This window comes from Clostridium paraputrificum AGR2156 (genome assembly GCF_000424025.1).
GTDB classification, from domain to species: Bacteria; Bacillota; Clostridia; order Clostridiales; family Clostridiaceae; genus Clostridium; species Clostridium paraputrificum.
In genome coordinates this window covers 165,682-183,747 of record NZ_AUJC01000011.1, presented here as the reverse complement: position 1 = coordinate 183,747, position 18,066 = coordinate 165,682, and the positions used below count along the sequence as shown (strand labels likewise).

The window sequence follows — 18,066 nt, the reverse complement described above, 5'->3', positions numbered from 1 at the left end:
ATATGGTGCGTCTTAAGAGATTCGAACTCCTGGCCCACGCCTTAGAAGGGCGTTGCTCTATCCAGCTGAGCTAAAGACGCTTATTTTCTCTTTCGAGAACGAATATTATTTTATGATATCTCTCCGCATTTGTCAAGTTTTTTTTAATCTTGTTTTGGAAAGTGGTCGGGGTGACAGGGATCGAACCTGCGACCTCATGGTCCCAAACCACGCGCGCTCCCATCTGCGCCACACCCCGGTATCACCGGCATCGCTCTCTCGCGACGACAATGATTATTCTACAGTATGACCATTAATCCGTCAATACCTTTTTTAAAAGAAAAATATATATTATTGAATAATAAAGAAAAATCGACCTAAATAAAGATAATTTAAAATTTTAGCACCTTTTACAGTCTTACTTTTCTACATAATACTACAAACATTTTACTTCTTTAAGTCTAACATCCTTTATCTTTCCATTGTTCATATCAATATACCCTATATGTCTACCTCTTAATTTAGGGAGAGATATACTTCCTGGATTCATAAATATAATTCCATCCTCATTCAATATTATTTGTTCATGCGTATGCCCAAATAGGACTATATCAGCTTCAACCTCTTTAGCTCTATAATATAAATTAGTTAGACTATACTTAACCCCGTATAAATCTCCATGAGTAATAAATATCTTTTTGCCCTCTAAAACAATTATACTTTCCTTAGGATAATTATTAGTAAAATCACAATTTCCTCTTACACCATATACTTTTCCCTTAAATCCCTTAGTTAATTCCTCAATATCTTCTGAATTATCACCTAGATGTATTAATACATCCGCAGATTTTATATACTCTTTTGCTATATTAATATATTTTGCAACTCTATGCGTATCACTTATCACTGCTATTAACAATTCATTTCCCACCTTATATAAACTTTGCTATTTTATCTTTTAGTTCTTTTAATGCTACCCCTCTATGACTAATTTCATTCTTCTCTTTTCCTGCTAATTCCGCAAATGTTTTACCTAAAGGTTCATAATAGAATATAGGATCATATCCAAAGCCATCTTCATCTGGTAATTCCTCAAGAATTTTTCCTCTTGCTTCCCCCCTTATTCCTATATACTCACCATTATCATCAATTAAAGATATATGGCAAACAAAACAAGCCCCCCTCTTTTCAAAAGGAACATTACGCATTTTTTTTAATAGCTTAATATTATTTTCTCTATCATTGCCATGTTCTCCTGAATATCTAGCAGAATATATACCAGGCTCACCATTAAGGTAATCTACTTCTAATCCAGAATCATCTGACAGCACAATAAAACTTTTCTCACCTTTGTTTTTTAAAAATTCCACTATTTCACTAGCTTTTTTCTTAGAATTTTCCTCAAAAGTTGTTCCATCTTCTATAACATCTATATCAATATTTTCTTCTTTTAACGACCTTATTTGAAAAGGCATTCCGCATAACATAGATTTAATTTCTTCTATCTTATGTTTATTGTTGCTTGCTATTATTAACTTCTTCATTCTAATTTTTTCCTCCAGTACCTATCCATAGTGCATCCATCTTTAATGCTTCTTTTTGAACATGAATCATTTGTTTTATTCCTTTCTCCCCTAAATCTAATAATTCATTTAATTCAGCTCTAGTAAAAGGACTATCCTCTCCAGTTCCTTGAACCTCTACAAAAGCACCTTCATCTGTCATAATTACATTCATGTCAACTTTAGCATTAGAATCCTCTTCATAACATAAATCTAGTAGCATCTCCCCATCTACTATTCCTACACTTGTTGCTGCCACAAAACTTCTTATTGGATATACTTTGAATGGTTTTTCTCTATGAAGTTTATTAACTGCATCTACCATAGCTATAAAAGCTCCTGATATTGATGTTGTTCTTGTTCCTCCATCAGCCTGTATTACATCACAATCTACCCATAATGTTTTTTCACCTAAAGCTTTTAAATCTACAACTGATCTTAAAGCTCTACCTATAAGTCTTTGAATTTCCATTGTACGTCCATCAACCTTTAGTCTAGCTATATCTCTTATTTTTCTTGTACCAGTTGCTCTTGGAAGCATATTATATTCAGCTGTAATCCATCCTTCTCCTGAACCTTTTAGGAAAGGTGGCACCTTATCTTCTATTGATACATTACATAAAACCTTTGTATCTCCAACTTCTATATAAACAGATCCCTCTGCATATTTTGTATAATTTCTTGTTACCTTTACTCTTCTAAGTTGATCTTTTTTTCTATTATCTATTCTCATTCTTTCACCTTCTAGTTTTATTTTATATTAAACAACTCATCTCTTTTAGGTTCTTCTACCTCTAATTCTACTCCATTTGATACTAAAATCCCTTTATTTTTTGTTACTTTTCCAATAATAGTTGCTTTTATCCCTTCCCTTTGTAAGGCATCTACAACTGTATTCCCTTCAGAAGAAGTTATTAACATACTTCCAGAAGAAATTAACCTTAATGGATTTATTTTGAATTCACCAACTATTTTCTTCGTAACATCTAGCATAGGTATTTTATCTTCATATATAATAAAGCCTTTATTAGAAGCCATAGCCAATTCAAAAAGCGCTCCTAGAAGCCCACCTTCTGTTATATCGTGCATTGAACTTACATTATACTTAGAGGCAATTTTCCCTTCCTTTAAAACACTTATATAATCAATCAGACTCCTAGCTTCATCTAATTCTTTATCTGTTAAAACATGCTTTAACCTATTTTCATAATCATTTGCTAAAATAGAGCTTCCTTCTAATGCAATATATTTAGTAATAATTATGTCATCTCCCTCATTGGCCCCTGCTGTGCTAATAGAAGCTCCCTTCAAACTTTTTCCAATAACAGTTATAGACACAATTAACTTATTTACAGCAGAAGTTACTTCTGTATGACCACCTATTACTTCCACATTTAACTTTCCTGCCTCCTCGCTTATCTCATTCATTATATTCTTTATGTCCTCTAATGATGATGAAGTTGGGGCCATAATTGTAACTAACAAAGCTACAGGCTCTCCTCCAGCAGATGCAATGTCATTACAATTAATATGCACTGCTAGTTTTCCTACATTTTCTGATGCCCCTGTAATTGGGTCTGTTGAAAATATCCCTTCATAATCACCAAAATTTATAACAGAGCAATCTTCTCCAACGTCATTTCTTATAGTAACTTCGTCCCTCTTAATTTTTCTACTATCTAAAATTATATTTCTTAAATCATCAAAATTTAATTTTCCTTCTTTCATCAAAAAAATCTCCTTTAATTTGGATTTTATGCACTATTTCATAAATTCTCTCATATTAATTAATAAGAATAATAAATATGAGGTGAATAAATTGAGATATATAGGACCATTTTTCAGAATGAATAGTCTTTCTCAAAATGATATAAGTGGTCAACTTTTTCATCTTTCAAAAGAAGCTATAAAAACTATAGTGCTTAACTCTAAGTGTGGGATAACCACCTCATTTAGGTCATCAAAAAAATCTTCTAATAATGATATTAGCATATTAAACAATTTTTCTCCACTAATATGCCTGTACAGGAAATCATCTCCAGTATTTATTCATAACAAAACATCTCATGGATTTGATGAGGATACATTTAAGAAAGATATAATTCCTGCTACAAATGCACTAATGACCTTAAATATATTAGAATTAAGTAACTATTATAGCAATTATAATAAAGGTGCACGCAGATCTGATTCACTTGAGAATGCTTACAAGCACCTAGCGAAGGAACAGCTTAGCTTTTATTATGAAAACTTAAGAAACTCTGAAGGAGTTTTTGTAGAGAAAAAAAATTTATCAGAAGGGAATTCAAAGGGATATAACTTAATAGATAAAGATAAGAAATTCAACTTTTCGGATCAAGCTTTTATGATGAATGCATATTATCTTTATTCTCTTTATAATCCTGATGATCCTATAAGTGATGACTATAAAAACTTTTCTCTTCAAATATTAGAAATGTTTTACGATTTTAAGGACGCATTATATAACCTTTCTTTTGAGGAAGGATGTAAAATCCTATTAGCATTTAATGTATTCTATGAATTCTCAAATGAAGAAAAATGTAAAAATCTTATAATAGATTTATCCGATTTTCTAACAAATAAATTTGACGAGAAAGATTACTATGTTTCAGCATTAGATAGTTGTTCACTTTTTGCTATTGCTTTAAATGACTCCTATAAGCATACTAACATTATTTCCTTTAATGAAAAATCCGAAGAAATTCTTTATAAGTTAGAGGGGCTTTATGATAGTGAGAAGGGTATCTTTTTAAAATTGACAGACAAAAAAGAAGTAAAATATTCTTCTTTTGAAATATGCTTCTACTTTTTGGCTATACTTTTACACTCAAGGAGCTCAGATAATCAATTAGAACATAAAAATATGGTATCTAATTTATATAGAAAATATTTTATAAATTCTAATCTAATATTAAGTTGGCCAGAAGCACCTACTTTAGACGAAACAGAACGTTACCGTGGATTATCATTAAAATCTGCCGATATGCTAGATGAAAGTTTCTTTAGAATGCCTAATTTACCTACTCCAGAAAGTTCCGGTATGGCACCTATTTTTACTAAATCTATTACTTATTCTAAAAAGAAGAACTCATTTAGCCGCTCTAAAGATACATTTGATAGTAGTAAAAATATGCTAATTTTCTTTGTTTTGATACATTATTTAAATGATGATGTAGTAAATGCAATGAATTTTAAGGACGATATTAACCTTCCTTCTATAAGAGAAGAAGAACCAATAACAGTTACTGAAGATATATTAGACTCAGACAAGGACGATATCATAGAAGAAGCACCTAATGAAACAAAAGAGCTGGATTAATTCCAGCTCTTATTTCTGCTTATTAGAAATACTAGAAAATTCAACATTTCCATTCCCATCCATACTAATGTTGCTCACCTTACTTGATATAGCAATGTTCTCATTAGAAAACATTACAGGAATTATAGTACAATCATTAAACAACTTCTCTTCTATATGTTTAAAGTCTTTAGAACCATCATTTATCTCCTTTTCTAAAATCAACTTTTCACTATCGTTTAAAAAAGTAGACAACTCTGTATAGAATTCCTTTTTTTCATTTGAATTAGATTCAATATCTATAAGAACCATATCATATCTTTTTAATAAATCTAAATCATCTAAATCCTCTGCTTTAACAAGAGAATATTTTAGGTTAATAGAAAGATTATCTTTAAACCAACTTACTAAGAACTTACATAAATCTCTACTCTCATCAGAATCTTTTGCTAATAAAGTTAAAGAGTCCATTTTTTCTAAAGTTCCATCTTGATTAATGGTTACTTTCCTTGTTTGAAGCTTAGTCAAATCCTCTTTATCCTCTCTAAAATAACTACCCTCAGCCGACTCTACTCTTTCCGGATTATTATCCATAAATTCATCCGTTGCTTTATAAATATGTTTATATATTTCTCTTCTAGAAGACAAAGGTAATCCATTATCATCGCTATTTATAGATAAATAGTATGATTCATCAGATGAAAATGTTAATAGCTTATTTTCACTCTTTAACTTCTCTAACTGACTATTGGGTGGATTGATAACTACATCTCTCTTTCCTATCTCAAAGGATGCCATAGCCAATTCCTCATTATCATCTTTAACTAAATCTATAGTACTTGGACCTTCCCCCCACTTATTTTTTGATAAAGTAACTTTATTATCATCAAAAGCCGTAATCATATAGTCTCCACTATAAAGTAATTCATTATATGTATCCTTTATATTGCCCCAAACAGGCAATAATTTTCTTATTCTATATTGAGGCTTGGTAAGATCATCTAAGAATTCATCATTCTTTTTATTTAACCTTATTTTAATTGAATTATCTCCTGTTGTTATTGCAACTCCTTTATCAAAGGATCCTTCTCCATCCCTAAATGCTTTTGCACCATAAACGTCTAATAACGCTTTTATATTTTCTTCATCTTCGGATTTTATTAACTCTTTAAAAAATCCCTTTATATCATCAGGGGTGATTTTATCCCCATTACTCCAATATATATTATCATTTAAGATAAATTCATATTCTATTCCATCATCTTTTACATTTATCTCTTTTGCTAATTCAGAAACAATCTCTCCCTTTGAGTTCTTTTTTATTAACCCCTTACTAGTTGCGCAAATAATATCCTCTTCTCGCTTTGATAATCCAGTAACTTTTTCTAAATTGTTAGCTATACTAGTAACACTATAGACTATAGTATCTGAGCTAACAGAGGTATCTGTATTATCTACTTCTACAAACCCTAAAACAAATATCACTATAAAAATCCCTATAATTAAAGGGGCAATAATTTTCTTCATATACCTCTCTCCTTAACTCTTTAAGTATCTATGATTATATCCATGAATAATACCTAATAATCACTTTTTTAATCTTAACTTTAATAATAAATATTTATTTTATGTGCTATAATGATAATATATTTATTCAGGAGGTTATGCTATGTCTATATTATTTGGCGCAAGTTGTGTAGTTGCGATAATCTTTATGGCAACATTTATGTTTATTGGTATATGGTTATTTATTACAGCCTTAAAAGCTTATCGTCAATTAAAATACAAGAATTATATATTAGAAAAAATTTATCAAAAGCTAGACTTTTTATCTCAAAACCAAAGTAATTATATAAAGGATGATAAAGCAGACTTAATAACTTCTGACTTTATGGATTTCTTTGGAGAAGAAAATGAGGATTCATCTAATATTGATAACATTAAGGACTTCGATAGAAAAGATAAAACAAGTGGACTTTAAATAGAAAAATCATACACGCTACATGCATGTATGATTTTTTATTTTTTATTAGCATATTTATATATTTTAAAATTTATATATTTATATATTTTTAGCTTTATATGTTTATAAAAATATAAGAAGCTACCTTCCAGCAGCTTCTCCCTACTTTACTAATGAAATTGAAAATATAAGAATTAAACTAATTAAAATACTTATAGCTGAATATGTTATCCTCTTGCTACCATTCTCATTTAACAAAAATCTTAATGCAAGCAACGCCATAGTTACTGCCGATCCAACTTGTATTGGCATATAAGAATTAAATACTTGCCCTACATAAAAAAACTGATAAGATGTCATAAGTGTACATATTATTAATCCACAAGTTACTATAGCTGATATTAAACTTAATAAATTAATTATTCTTTTCATTTTACTTACCTATAATCTCTTCAAATTCATCCTCTGAAATTACTTTTACTCCTAGGTCAATAGCTTTTGTAAGTTTAGAACCTGCTTCTTCACCTGCTAAAACATAATTAGTTTTCTTACTAACACTTCCAGACACCTTTGCACCTAATGACTCTAACTTTTCTTTAATACTTCCTCTTGTATAATTCTTTAATGTTCCTGTAACAACTACTGTCTTTCCTACAAATGGACTCTCTACAATTTCTTTTTCCTCATACTTTGGTCTTACACCAAGTTCAAGAAGTTCATCTATAGTTTGTATTACCTTCTCTTCTCTAAAGAATTCTAATACACATTTTGCTACAATATCTCCTACGTCCTGTATGGCTACCAATTCTTCAAAACTAGCATTCTTTATTCCATCTAAAGATTTAAACTTAGCAACTAAATCCTTTGCTGTCTTAACTCCTACATTCGGTATTCCAAGAGCATATATAAATGCATATAGTTCACAATTTTTACTTTTCTCTACTGCATCAAGTAACTTCTGAGCCTTCTTCTCTCCGAACTTCTCTAGTGTTACTAATTCCTCTTTTTTAAGTTTATATAAATCAGAGATAGATTTAATATTTAGCTTTTCAAATAATTGTTCTGCTGTCTTTTCAGAGAATCCCTCTATATTCATAGCTTCTCTTGAAGCGTAGTGAACAATACTTTTTACCATCTGTGGTTTACAAGACAATGTGTTTTCACAGAAATAATGTGCTCCATCTAACACTAAATGGCTTCCACATGCAGGGCATACTTCTGGCGGAGTAATTTCTTTAGAATTATCTACGCTTTCTTGAACTACTCCCATTATCTCAGGTATTACATCATTAGAACGCCTCACAAATACCTCTGCTCCAATTCTAACACCTTTTCTTTTTATATCGTCCATATTATTAAGTGTAGCTCTCTTTACCGTTACACCAGCCAATTCAACTGGCTCAAGCAATGCTGTAGGACCAACTCTACCACTTCTACCTACATTCCACTCAACATCTAAAAGTTTAGTTGTTGCCTCTTGAGCTTCAAACTTATATGCTATGGCCCACTTAGGGAACTTAATTGTATATCCTAATAACTCTCTAGTTCTAATATCATCTATGGCTATTACTAATCCATCTATGTCATAATTCAAATCAAATCTAATATTTTTTATATATTCTATTTGTTTTTCTATTTCATCCATAGATGTACACACTTCTAAATAATCATCAACTGGAAGACCTTTTTCTTTAATAAATTCCATCATGTCTAAATATGTTTTAAAGCCTTTTCCTTCTTTATATCCAACATCATAGAAAAATGCTGATAGATTTCTACTAGCAGTTTCCTTAACATTTAGGTTTCTTAAAGCACCAGCTGCACCATTTCTTAAGTTCTTAAGTGGTACTTCTGCTTTCTTATTATATTCTTCAAAAGCTTCAGTAGTCATTATGGCTTCACCATGAACCTCAAATATATCCTTAGAATCTATCTTTAACGGAATAGACTTTATAGTTTTTACTTGTGCTGTTACTTCTTCCCCCATTTCTCCAGTTCCTCTAGTAGCAGCTGTAACAAGTACACCATCTTCATCATATGTTAAATTAATAGTTAATCCATCAAACTTTTTAGTTAATACATATTTTAAATCTGGTAAATCTTCACCTTGAGATCTCATAGCTTCTATGAATTTTTTATTTCTATTATGCCATTCCTTAAGTTCCTCTACACTTTGAGCTTTATCCATACTCCACAATCTGCCTTTATGAGTATACTTGCTAAATCCTTCAAGAACAGTATCTCCAACCCTTAATGTAGGAGAATATGGAAGAATATATCCAGTCTCCTCTTCCAACATCCTTAACTCATCATATTTTTTGTCATAATCCTTATCAGAAACTGAAGGTGCATCTAATGTATAATATTCATATGAATACCTATTTAACTCATTTACTAACTCTTCAATTCTTTTATTCTTATCCATTAATGGATTCCTCCTAAATATTATAATACCTCTAAATTGGCCATAGATAGCATAAGCATTTTAACACCTTGCTTATCAAAAGCTATAGTTAACTTCTTATCATTGCCAGATTGAGTTATTGAAACTATTGTTCCAACACCAAATTTATCATGCTTAACTTTTCTTCCCATAGTAATTTCATCAGATGTAATAAGTGTGGCACTTCCATCAGAAGTATTACTTGCCCCAGATATATTTCTATTAGAAGAATACATATTACTTCTTAGGCTATGAGGGTTGTTAACTCCTGTATTCATAGGCTTTGCAAAGGTTGATGTACCAGCTAAACCCCTTTCATTAATATATTCCTTTAAATCAGATTTTATTTCTCCTATAAAGTCTGATTGACTATATGCAACTGTTCTACCAAATTGCTTTCTAACTTCTGCAGAAGTCATATATAGCATTTCTTTAGCTCTAGTTATAGCAACATAGCAAAGCCTTCTAGATTCCTCCATCTTGTCTTCTTCATTAAAGTCAGCCTCACTAGGGAATATTCCATTTTCCATACCAACCATAAATACAACTGGGAATTCTAATCCTTTTGCACTATGGACAGTCATTAACACTACGGAACCTTCTCCTTCATCTTCTTCCTCCAACTTATCTGTATCTTGGACTAGTGATACCTTTTCCAAGTAAGCTTCCAAAGATTTGTCTTCACTACTTTTTTCAAAATCAACAGCATCTGATACTAATTCCTTTAAGTTCTCTATTCTACTCTTATCTTCTATTTCATTTGATTTAGATAATTCATCTAAATAACCTGTATCTTTAAGTATGCTTTCTATAAGTACAGACACAGGAACTGTATCTTTTAATTCCATGAAATTATCCATTAATGTTGTAAACTTCTCTATACAAGCGGCATTTCTTGCTGTTAATGAAGGAATACTTCTAGCTTGAGTTAAAGCATCCCATAAATCCAATTCAAAGTCATCAGCAAAGTCTTGTACTTTCCCTACAGTAGCATCTCCTATACTTCTCTTTGGAACATTAATAATTCTTCTTAAACTAATATCATCCTGTGGATTCACTAATACCTTTAAGTAAGATAGAAGGTCCTTAATTTCTTTTCTATCATAGAATCTAGTGCCACCAACTATCTTATAAGAAATTCCTCTTCTTCTTAAGGTTTCTTCAAATATACGAGATTGTGCATTGGTTCTATATAAAATTGCAAAATCTTCATTTTTTCTTCCTTCTTTATGTTTGATATCTGCAATAGTCTTAGATACAAAATCTCCCTCTGCTCTATCATCAAAAGATCTATATATCTTTATTTTACTTCCTGCTTCTTGTTCAGTTCTTAACGCCTTATCTTTTCTATAATTATTATTCGCAATAACTACATTAGCTGCACTTAAGATATTTCCTTTTGATCTATAGTTTTGTTCAAGTTTAATAACTTTTGCTGATGGATAGTCTTTTTCGAAGTTTAAAATATTCGATATATCAGCACCTCTCCATCCATATATACTTTGATCGTCATCTCCTACTACACAAAGATTCTTATACTTAGCTGCCAGAAGTTTTATAAACTCATATTGTGCTCCATTTGTATCTTGGTACTCATCAACCATGATATATTGGAACTTTCTTTGATAAAACTCTAAAACATCTGAATTTTTCTTAAATAATTCTACTGTTTTAAATATTAAATCATCAAAATCCATAGCATTATTTTCTTTTAATCTCTTTTGATACATTAAGTAAACATCTGCTATTTTATTTTCTCTAAAGTTAGATTCATTCTCTCTTTTAAAGTTATCTGCACTTTGCATTTTATCTTTAGCTCTACCTATCTTACCTATAATTTCTCTTTGAGTAATATCCTTATCATTTATATTTAAAGCCTTCATGCACTCTGTAATAAGAGTCTTTTGGTCTGATGTATCATATATAGTAAAATTGCTTTTATATCCTAGATGTTGAATTTCTCTTCTCAAAATCCTTACACAAGTTGAATGGAATGTAGATATCCACATATCCTCTGCCTTGTCTCCAACAATTTTCTTAATTCTATCCTTCATTTCCTTGGCTGCCTTATTAGTGAAGGTTATCGCTAAGATCTTATAAGGTGGTATACCTAAATCTTCAATCATATGTGCCATTCTATATGTAAGAACTCTTGTCTTACCTGAACCTGCTCCAGCTAGTATTAAGACCTGTCCCTCTACAGTAATAGCACCCTCATATTGTTCCTTATTTAATAACGACTTTAAATCCATAATTAAATTCCTCCTTCCTAATTCTCAACCATTATAACACAACATATGTTCTTATTTATATCTTTCCCCATTTTCTTAAAAGATTCCGAATATTATTGGAATAAATATAGCTGGTAACAAATTTGCCACCTTAATCTTTGTAACTCCTAACATATTTAGCCCAAGACCTACTATTAACAAACTACCTACTGCGGACATATTTCCTATAACTACTGAGCTTAATATCCCCCCAAGAATTCCTGCACAAAGTGTAATTCCACCTTGATATATTAAAACAGCTACAGCAGAAAACATAACCCCTATTCCTAGAGTTGATGTAAATATTATTGAAGATATTCCATCTAATATTGACTTAGCATATAAAGTTGTATGATTACCTTGAAGACCACTTTCTAAAGATCCTACTATAGCCATAGCACCAACACAAAATAGTAAGCTTGCTGTTACAAAACCTTCAGATATTGATTTTTCTCCATTACCTTTATTAATTTTACTTTCTAAATAATCTCCTACACTTTTCAATCCTTTGTCAATATCAATTAACTCACCTATAAGAGCCCCAACCCCTACAGAAATTATCATCTGAAGAGTATTTTCTCCTTTTAGCGCTCCTGATATTCCTATGTATAAAACACACAAAGCTAGTCCATTCATTATTGTTGTACTAACTTTTTCTTTTAATCTCCCCTTAACTACTAATCCTACAATGCAACCTAATATTATTGTTCCACAATTAACTACTGTTCCTAACATCCTGCCCCTCCATACTACAACCTTTTATGTTTATACTATATTTTACCACAAAATTATTTTTATAAATTATTGTCATAAATATTATTAGTTATATTAAAATGAAATTATAGTTTATTTATTAGCGCAAGGAGATGAAACTATTGAAAAAGAAATTATTTTCTATATCCCTATTACTACTCTTTATTCCTTCTATTTTTATTGGTTGTGTAAAAAAGCTAGATTATAGTGAAATAAGTTCATATAGTGATGAAGTATTATCAACTGTTTTAACTGCTTTAAGCAATAATGATTATAATACATTCTCAAAGCACTTAAGTGACGATATGAAGGAATCTTATGATTCTGGTACCTTTCAAAAAGAAAGCGCACTTTTAATCACTACAGTTGGAGTATTCGAATCACTAGAATTTGATTATGGAGAAAAAAGAAATGGTTATAACTTTGCCATATATAACACAAAATTTTCTGATGAGGAAGAAGAGGTTAGAGTATCTGTAGCTTTCAAAGAAGAGGATGAAAATCATAAGGTATATGAATTGTACCTTTCTTCAGACAAACTTGAAAAAGCTAATTCTACCAATTAATTGTTATAGATTTTCCTATAGTCTAAATATATAATTATCTTATAAATTGACAAAAGGAGAATACTCTTATGAGAAAAATGCCAATATACTTAGTTTTTTCTAGGACAGGCACTTGGTTATCTCGTTCAATCGGATTTGTTACAAAAACACATTATACTCATGTTTCAATAAGTTTAGATTCATCTTTTAAAACAATGTATTCTTTTGGAAGATTAGACCCAGATAATCCTTTTTCAGGTGGTTTAACAACTGAAAATATTTATACAGGAGTTTTTCAAAAGTCTCCAAATGCACGCTGCTTAATCTACAAGCTAGAAATAACAGAAAAACAGTTTCTTGACTTAGAAAGAGAAATTAAATCATTTTTTGATTCTGATATAAATTATAGGTACAACTTTATAGGACTTTTTGGAGTATTGATGGACAAGCCAATACATAGAGACAACCACTACTTCTGTTCACAATTTATAACAACTCTTCTGAAGCAAAGTAATATATGGCATAGTCCAAAGATACCAGAATTAACTAGTCCTACTGATTTATTGAATATACCAAACAAAACCTTAATCTATGAAGGTTTTATAAATGAACTAGATTTCTCTATTGAAACTCAAGTTGCATTAATATGACAAATATGAATAGTACTTATGTGTGATAATAATATAATTATCTTAATTTTGCACATATCAGTACTATTTTTTTCTTTAAAAATCAATAGTTACTTTATTTTTTTTATATATTAGATTAAAATTAAAGGTAAAAGTAAATAAATATAATTAAGATAAATACATTAGGAGAGGGTAAATATTATGGCAAACGAAATCAACTCATCTAATTTTATTAGAAACATAGTAATAGACGATTTAGAATCTGGAAAACACAAAGAAATAATTACACGTTTTCCACCAGAACCAAATGGCTACCTACATATAGGTCACGCAAAATCAATCTGCTTAAACTTCCAATTAGCAGATGAGTTTAATGGTAAAACAAATCTTAGATTTGATGATACTAATCCAATAAAAGAAGATACTGAATATGTTGAATCAATTAAAGAAGATGTAAAGTGGTTAGGATTCGATTGGGATGAACTACTTTTTGCTTCTAATTACTTCGATATTATGTACGAAAAAGCACAACTTCTTATAAAGAAAGGAAAAGCTTACGTATGTGATTTAACGCCAGAAGAAATGAAGGACTATAGAGGAAGCTTAACTGCTCCTGGAAAAGAGAGTCCTTATAGAAATAGAAGTGTTGAAGAAAACTTAGATCTTCTAGAAAGAATGAAAAATGGTGAATTTGAAGACGGAAAAAAAGTTCTAAGAGCAAAAATAGATATGTCTTCTCCTAACATTAATATGAGAGACCCAATAATCTATAGAATATCTCACTCTGTTCATCATAATACAGGTGATAAATGGTGTATCTATCCTATGTACGATTTTGCACATCCTATAGAAGATGCAATAGAAGGAATAACTCACTCTATTTGTACATTAGAATTTGAAGATCATAGACCGCTTTATGATTGGGTCGTTAAAGAATGTGAAATGGAATCTACTCCAAGACAAATTGAGTTTGCAAGATTAAATCTTACAAATACAGTTATGAGTAAAAGAAAGCTTAAACTTCTTGTTGATGAAGGCATTGTTGATGGATGGGATGATCCAAGAATGCCTACTATAGCTGGTTTAAGAAGAAAGGGATATACCCCTGCATCTATTAGAAATTTCTGTTCAGCAATTGGGGTTGCAAAAGCATCTTCAGTAGTTGATGAACAAATGCTTGAATATTTTATTAGAGAAGACTTAAACCCAACAGCTACAAGAGCAATGGCTGTTCTTAACCCATTAAAATTAGTAATAACTAATTACCCTGAAGGACAATCTGAAATACTTGAAATAGAAAATAACCCTAATGATGAATCTGCAGGTACTAGACAAGTAGAATTCTCTAGAGAACTTTACATTGAAAGAGAAGATTTTATGGAAGTTCCAGTTAAGAAATATTTCAGACTATTCCCTGGAAATGAAGTTAGACTTAAAGGGGCATATTTCGTTAAATGTACTGATGTAATTAAAGACGAAGAAGGAAATGTAACTGAAATTCACTGTACTTATGATCCCGAAACTAAGAGTGGTAGCGGATTTACAGGAAGAAAAGTTAAAGGAACTATTCACTGGGTAAATGCTAAAACTGCTATTCCAGCTGAATTTAGGTTGTATGAACCTCTTATACTTGATGATGTAGAAGAAAACGAAGGCAAACACTTCTTAGAACAAATAAATCCTAACTCTTTAACAATTTTAAAAGGATTTATAGAACCATCAGTTAAAGGTGCTAAAGCCCAAGAAAAATATCAATTATTTAGACATGGATACTTTAATGTAGACTCAAAGGATTCTACTACTGATAATTTAGTATTTAATAGAATAGTATCATTAAAGAGCTCTTTTAAATTAAACAAATAGTTAAAATATGAGCATAGTTAAACACTACTATGCTCTTTTAAAACACAAAAGATTAGATGGTAAGGGGGAAAATTTTATGTTAGAACATGCTATAGGCACTATTGTTCCTATAGGTATTCACACACTAGAACTTATGGGAATAATAATTATATTTGTAGGTGCTATAAAAGCCTTTTACAAATATGCATTATCACTTATTTCTAAGACAAGCTATCCTATAAAAGTAGAGTTTGCAAAAGCACTAACTTTAGCTTTAGAATTTAAAATGGGTGCAGAGATTTTAAAAACCGTAATAATTAATTCTTTTGACGAAATGTACATACTTGCTGCAATTATTTTATTGAGAGCATTATTAGCATTTGTAATTCATTCAGAAATGAAAGCAGAATCAGCTCATTAAAAAATAGAGTACTTACGTACTCTATTTTTTTAATAAATTTTATTATATAAAGTTTTTAAATCTTGATTTAACCTTTTCTTCACCCATTATTTGCATAATAGTATATAAATCAGGTGTATTACTTCTATGAGTTAATGCAGCTCTAACAGCACCAGCTACATCAGAAATCATTCCTTTGTAGTTCTCTGGATTAGCCTTAAATTCTTTTCTATTTGTACAATATCCTAATTCTGTACCTATCTCTTTTAACTCTTCAAACCAATCCTCTTGGCTTCCAATATTAAATGTAAATTTATCTGCATATACATTTATTATTTCCTTTGCAGCTTCTAAAGAAAGAGTCTTTGGTAACTCTATATTTTCATCTGATTCCTTATTAAATAATTCATCAAAGAAATAGAAGACTTTCTCTTTTACATCTTCCCATTTAGCAAAGTCTTTTCTTGGCTTAGGACCATCCTTATCAATATTAAATATCTCTTTTGACATAGACTCATTTGATGTAACTAAATCATACATCTCTTTATCAAAATCTTTAGCCCAAGCTATATAACTTTCATATACCTTATCAGCTTTCATTTTACATATTAATTCTTTACTTACATCATTTAATTTTACAATATCAAATAAAGCTCCACTCTTACTCATCTTTTCTAAAGCAACTGGGAATTCGTGATAGTCAGTAATTGGATTTTCAGCTCTCCAATCTTCATATGTTGAGTTAATAATATTTAATAAATACTCAACAACAGCTTCAGTTGGATATCCAACTTCTCTATAATATGAAACTGCTGCTTCAGCATCTTTTCTCTTTGAAAGCTTTCTCTTTGAACCATTATCATTCTTCATTATTGTTGGAATGTGAGCATAATTTGGTCTATCAAATCCTAACACATCAAATAATTGTACATGTATTGGTAATGATGATAACCATTCTTCACCTCTTATAACATGAGTTGTTCTCATTAAGGCATCATCAATAGCATGAGCAAAATGATATGTTGGTAATCCGTCAGACTTAACAATAACTATATCTTGATCATTTTCTGGGAAAGATATATCTCCTTTTATTAAATCATGGAATTCTACTCTGTTATTTATATTTCCAGGGGATTTTAATCTAACAATATACTTATCCCCAGCTTCTATTCTCTTTATAGCTTCTTCTGTGGATAAATTTCTGCATGTTGCAAACTCTCCATGATATCCTGGAGTGATTTTTTCTGCCATTTGCTTTTCTCTTACAGCATTTAACTCCTCAGGAGTACAAAAACATGGGTATGCTAATCCTCTCTTTACTAAGTCTTTAGCAAATGTTGAATATATTTCTTTTCTTAAACTTTGTCTATATGGACCATAATTACCTATTTCACTATGCTCCCCTGTCATTCCTTCATCAAAATTCATTCCAAAGTTTTTCATTGTTGCAATAGTATCTTCTATTGCTCCCTCAACTTCTCTCTTTTGATCTGTATCTTCTATTCTTAAGAAGAAAATACCTTCACTTTGCTTAGCTAATCTTTCATTAATTAAAGCAGCAAATACTCCTCCAATATGTTGGAATCCTGTTGGACTTGGTGCATATCTTCCTACAACTGCACCCTCCTTTAAATTTCTTTTAGGGTACTTTTCTAAATAATATTCTGGTGTTTTACCTATCTCTGGGAACAGAATATCAGCTAATTTTTCTAAACTCATTTTATCACCTTTCCTTTTTTGTTTATAAAATAAAAAAATCCTCCATCCTAAAATATAGGACGAAAGAACTTAACTTCCGTGGTACCACCTAAATTGAATAAACAATAGCCTATTCCACTCATTCTCTTTAAGGGGAAAATCCCATAACAACTCCAAAGCTTCTTTCTATAGCTTTACTTGTTAAGCTTCCACCATATACTTAACTCTCTTTAAAGTTCCACTATATACTCTTCTTCTTCAACGTCTCTAATATATATTATTTACAAACTATTTATTATTATAACTTCTCAAAACATTATTGTAAATAACTTTAAGTTTATTGTCGAATTGTATTATTCATCATAATTTTATTATGCAAGATTTAATTCATTTATGAACAATTATATTTTTTCTCTTATATTTTCTTATCTAAAAATTACTTTTTTAATTTATTAGGCTAAATAATATAAATTTAAAATTTGTTAACTTTTACATATAATTATTTTTCTAAAACAAAAAACGCAACCCTTGGGGCTAGGTTGCGCTTTAGCAATAAGCAATAAATAAAAAGGGGGCTATTTATTCCTTTTATTTATCCTTGCACTGATATTATATGTTATTAGATATCAAAATGCAAGAGATTTTGTGAAAAATATTTAACTT

At 30.3% G+C, this 18,066-nt stretch carries 16 protein-coding genes, 2 tRNA genes and 1 other annotated feature; of the genes, 6 read left to right on the top strand and 12 right to left on the bottom strand.

All coding sequences use genetic code 11. The features are described 5' to 3' along the window. Positions 1-3: 3 nt before the first annotated feature. From G594_RS0112910 to G594_RS0112885, 6 genes are all read right to left on the bottom strand, one after another. Positions 4-80 (bottom strand) — tRNA-Arg (locus G594_RS0112910). Positions 81-162: 82 nt separating this feature from the next. Then, positions 163-238 (bottom strand) — tRNA-Pro (locus G594_RS0112905). Between the two features lie 177 nt (positions 239-415). Beyond that, complete coding sequence (locus G594_RS0112900) at positions 416-898, bottom strand: metallophosphoesterase (RefSeq protein WP_027098971.1); 483 nt, start codon at positions 896-898, stop codon at positions 416-418. Positions 899-911: 13 nt separating this feature from the next. After that, positions 912-1,523 (bottom strand): RdgB/HAM1 family non-canonical purine NTP pyrophosphatase, encoded by a 612-nt coding sequence (gene rdgB / locus G594_RS0112895; RefSeq protein WP_027098970.1) that lies wholly within the window; start codon positions 1,521-1,523, stop codon positions 912-914. 1 nt (position 1,524) lies between these two features. Next, a complete protein-coding gene (rph, locus tag G594_RS0112890) occupies positions 1,525-2,274 on the bottom strand; it encodes a ribonuclease PH (RefSeq protein WP_027098969.1) in 750 nt (249 codons plus the stop codon). A 17-nt stretch (positions 2,275-2,291) separates the two neighbouring features. Further along, positions 2,292-3,269 (bottom strand): AIR synthase family protein, encoded by a 978-nt coding sequence (locus G594_RS0112885; protein ID WP_027098968.1) that lies wholly within the window; start codon positions 3,267-3,269, stop codon positions 2,292-2,294. 91 nt (positions 3,270-3,360) lie between these two features. Here G594_RS0112885 and G594_RS0112880 point away from each other — a divergent pair, with 91 nt between their 5' ends. Beyond that, complete coding sequence (locus tag G594_RS0112880; protein WP_027098967.1) at positions 3,361-4,881, top strand: hypothetical protein; 1,521 nt, start codon at positions 3,361-3,363, stop codon at positions 4,879-4,881. 9 nt (positions 4,882-4,890) lie between these two features. On the opposite strand, the gene G594_RS0112875 is transcribed toward G594_RS0112880, so the two are convergent. Then, a complete protein-coding gene (locus G594_RS0112875; RefSeq protein ID WP_027098966.1) occupies positions 4,891-6,387 on the bottom strand; it encodes an ABC transporter substrate-binding protein in 1,497 nt (498 codons plus the stop codon). Positions 6,388-6,529: 142 nt separating this feature from the next. Here G594_RS0112875 and G594_RS0112870 point away from each other — a divergent pair, with 142 nt between their 5' ends. Beyond that, positions 6,530-6,841, top strand: coding sequence for a hypothetical protein (locus G594_RS0112870; protein ID WP_027098965.1), 312 nt, complete (start codon positions 6,530-6,532; stop codon positions 6,839-6,841). A gap of 144 nt (positions 6,842-6,985) precedes the next feature. Here the strand turns inward: G594_RS0112870 and G594_RS0112865 are convergent, their stop codons facing one another. From G594_RS0112865 to G594_RS0112850, 4 genes are all read right to left on the bottom strand, one after another. Further along, positions 6,986-7,255 carry a hypothetical protein gene (locus G594_RS0112865; RefSeq protein ID WP_027098964.1) on the bottom strand — a complete coding sequence of 90 codons (270 nt, stop codon included), beginning with the start codon at positions 7,253-7,255 and terminating at the stop codon, positions 6,986-6,988. Between the two features lies 1 nt (position 7,256). Then, positions 7,257-9,248 carry an NAD-dependent DNA ligase LigA gene (gene ligA, locus G594_RS0112860; RefSeq protein WP_027098963.1) on the bottom strand — a complete coding sequence of 664 codons (1,992 nt, stop codon included), beginning with the start codon at positions 9,246-9,248 and terminating at the stop codon, positions 7,257-7,259. 20 nt (positions 9,249-9,268) lie between these two features. Further along, entirely contained in the window at positions 9,269-11,518 is a 2,250-nt protein-coding gene (pcrA, locus tag G594_RS0112855) for a DNA helicase PcrA (protein WP_027098962.1), read from the bottom strand. A 75-nt stretch (positions 11,519-11,593) separates the two neighbouring features. Next, complete coding sequence (locus tag G594_RS0112850) at positions 11,594-12,271, bottom strand: DUF554 domain-containing protein (RefSeq protein WP_027098961.1); 678 nt, start codon at positions 12,269-12,271, stop codon at positions 11,594-11,596. A 140-nt stretch (positions 12,272-12,411) separates the two neighbouring features. Between G594_RS0112850 and G594_RS0112845 the strand changes: the two genes are divergently transcribed. The 4 genes from G594_RS0112845 (at position 12,412) to G594_RS0112830 (ending at position 15,726) form a co-directional block, all read left to right on the top strand. Further along, the gene (locus G594_RS0112845) at positions 12,412-12,855 is read left to right on the top strand and encodes a DUF3887 domain-containing protein (protein ID WP_027098960.1); all 444 of its coding nucleotides are present in this window, start codon (positions 12,412-12,414) and stop codon (positions 12,853-12,855) included. 68 nt (positions 12,856-12,923) lie between these two features. Further along, entirely contained in the window at positions 12,924-13,484 is a 561-nt protein-coding gene (locus tag G594_RS18945; protein WP_242829726.1) for a hypothetical protein, read from the top strand. Positions 13,485-13,664: 180 nt separating this feature from the next. After that, on the top strand, positions 13,665-15,326 hold the full coding sequence (locus G594_RS0112835) for a glutamine--tRNA ligase/YqeY domain fusion protein (protein ID WP_027098959.1): 1,662 nt from the start codon (positions 13,665-13,667) through the stop codon (positions 15,324-15,326). 76 nt (positions 15,327-15,402) lie between these two features. Next, positions 15,403-15,726 (top strand): DUF1622 domain-containing protein, encoded by a 324-nt coding sequence (locus G594_RS0112830; RefSeq protein ID WP_027098958.1) that lies wholly within the window; start codon positions 15,403-15,405, stop codon positions 15,724-15,726. A gap of 42 nt (positions 15,727-15,768) precedes the next feature. Here the strand turns inward: G594_RS0112830 and gltX are convergent, their stop codons facing one another. After that, positions 15,769-17,424: a glutamate--tRNA ligase gene (gene gltX, locus G594_RS0112825; RefSeq protein ID WP_027098957.1), complete on the bottom strand. Its 1,656-nt coding sequence runs from the start codon at positions 17,422-17,424 to the stop codon at positions 15,769-15,771. A 52-nt stretch (positions 17,425-17,476) separates the two neighbouring features. Beyond that, positions 17,477-17,674, bottom strand: a binding site (T-box leader). Positions 17,675-18,066 lie beyond the last annotated feature (392 nt).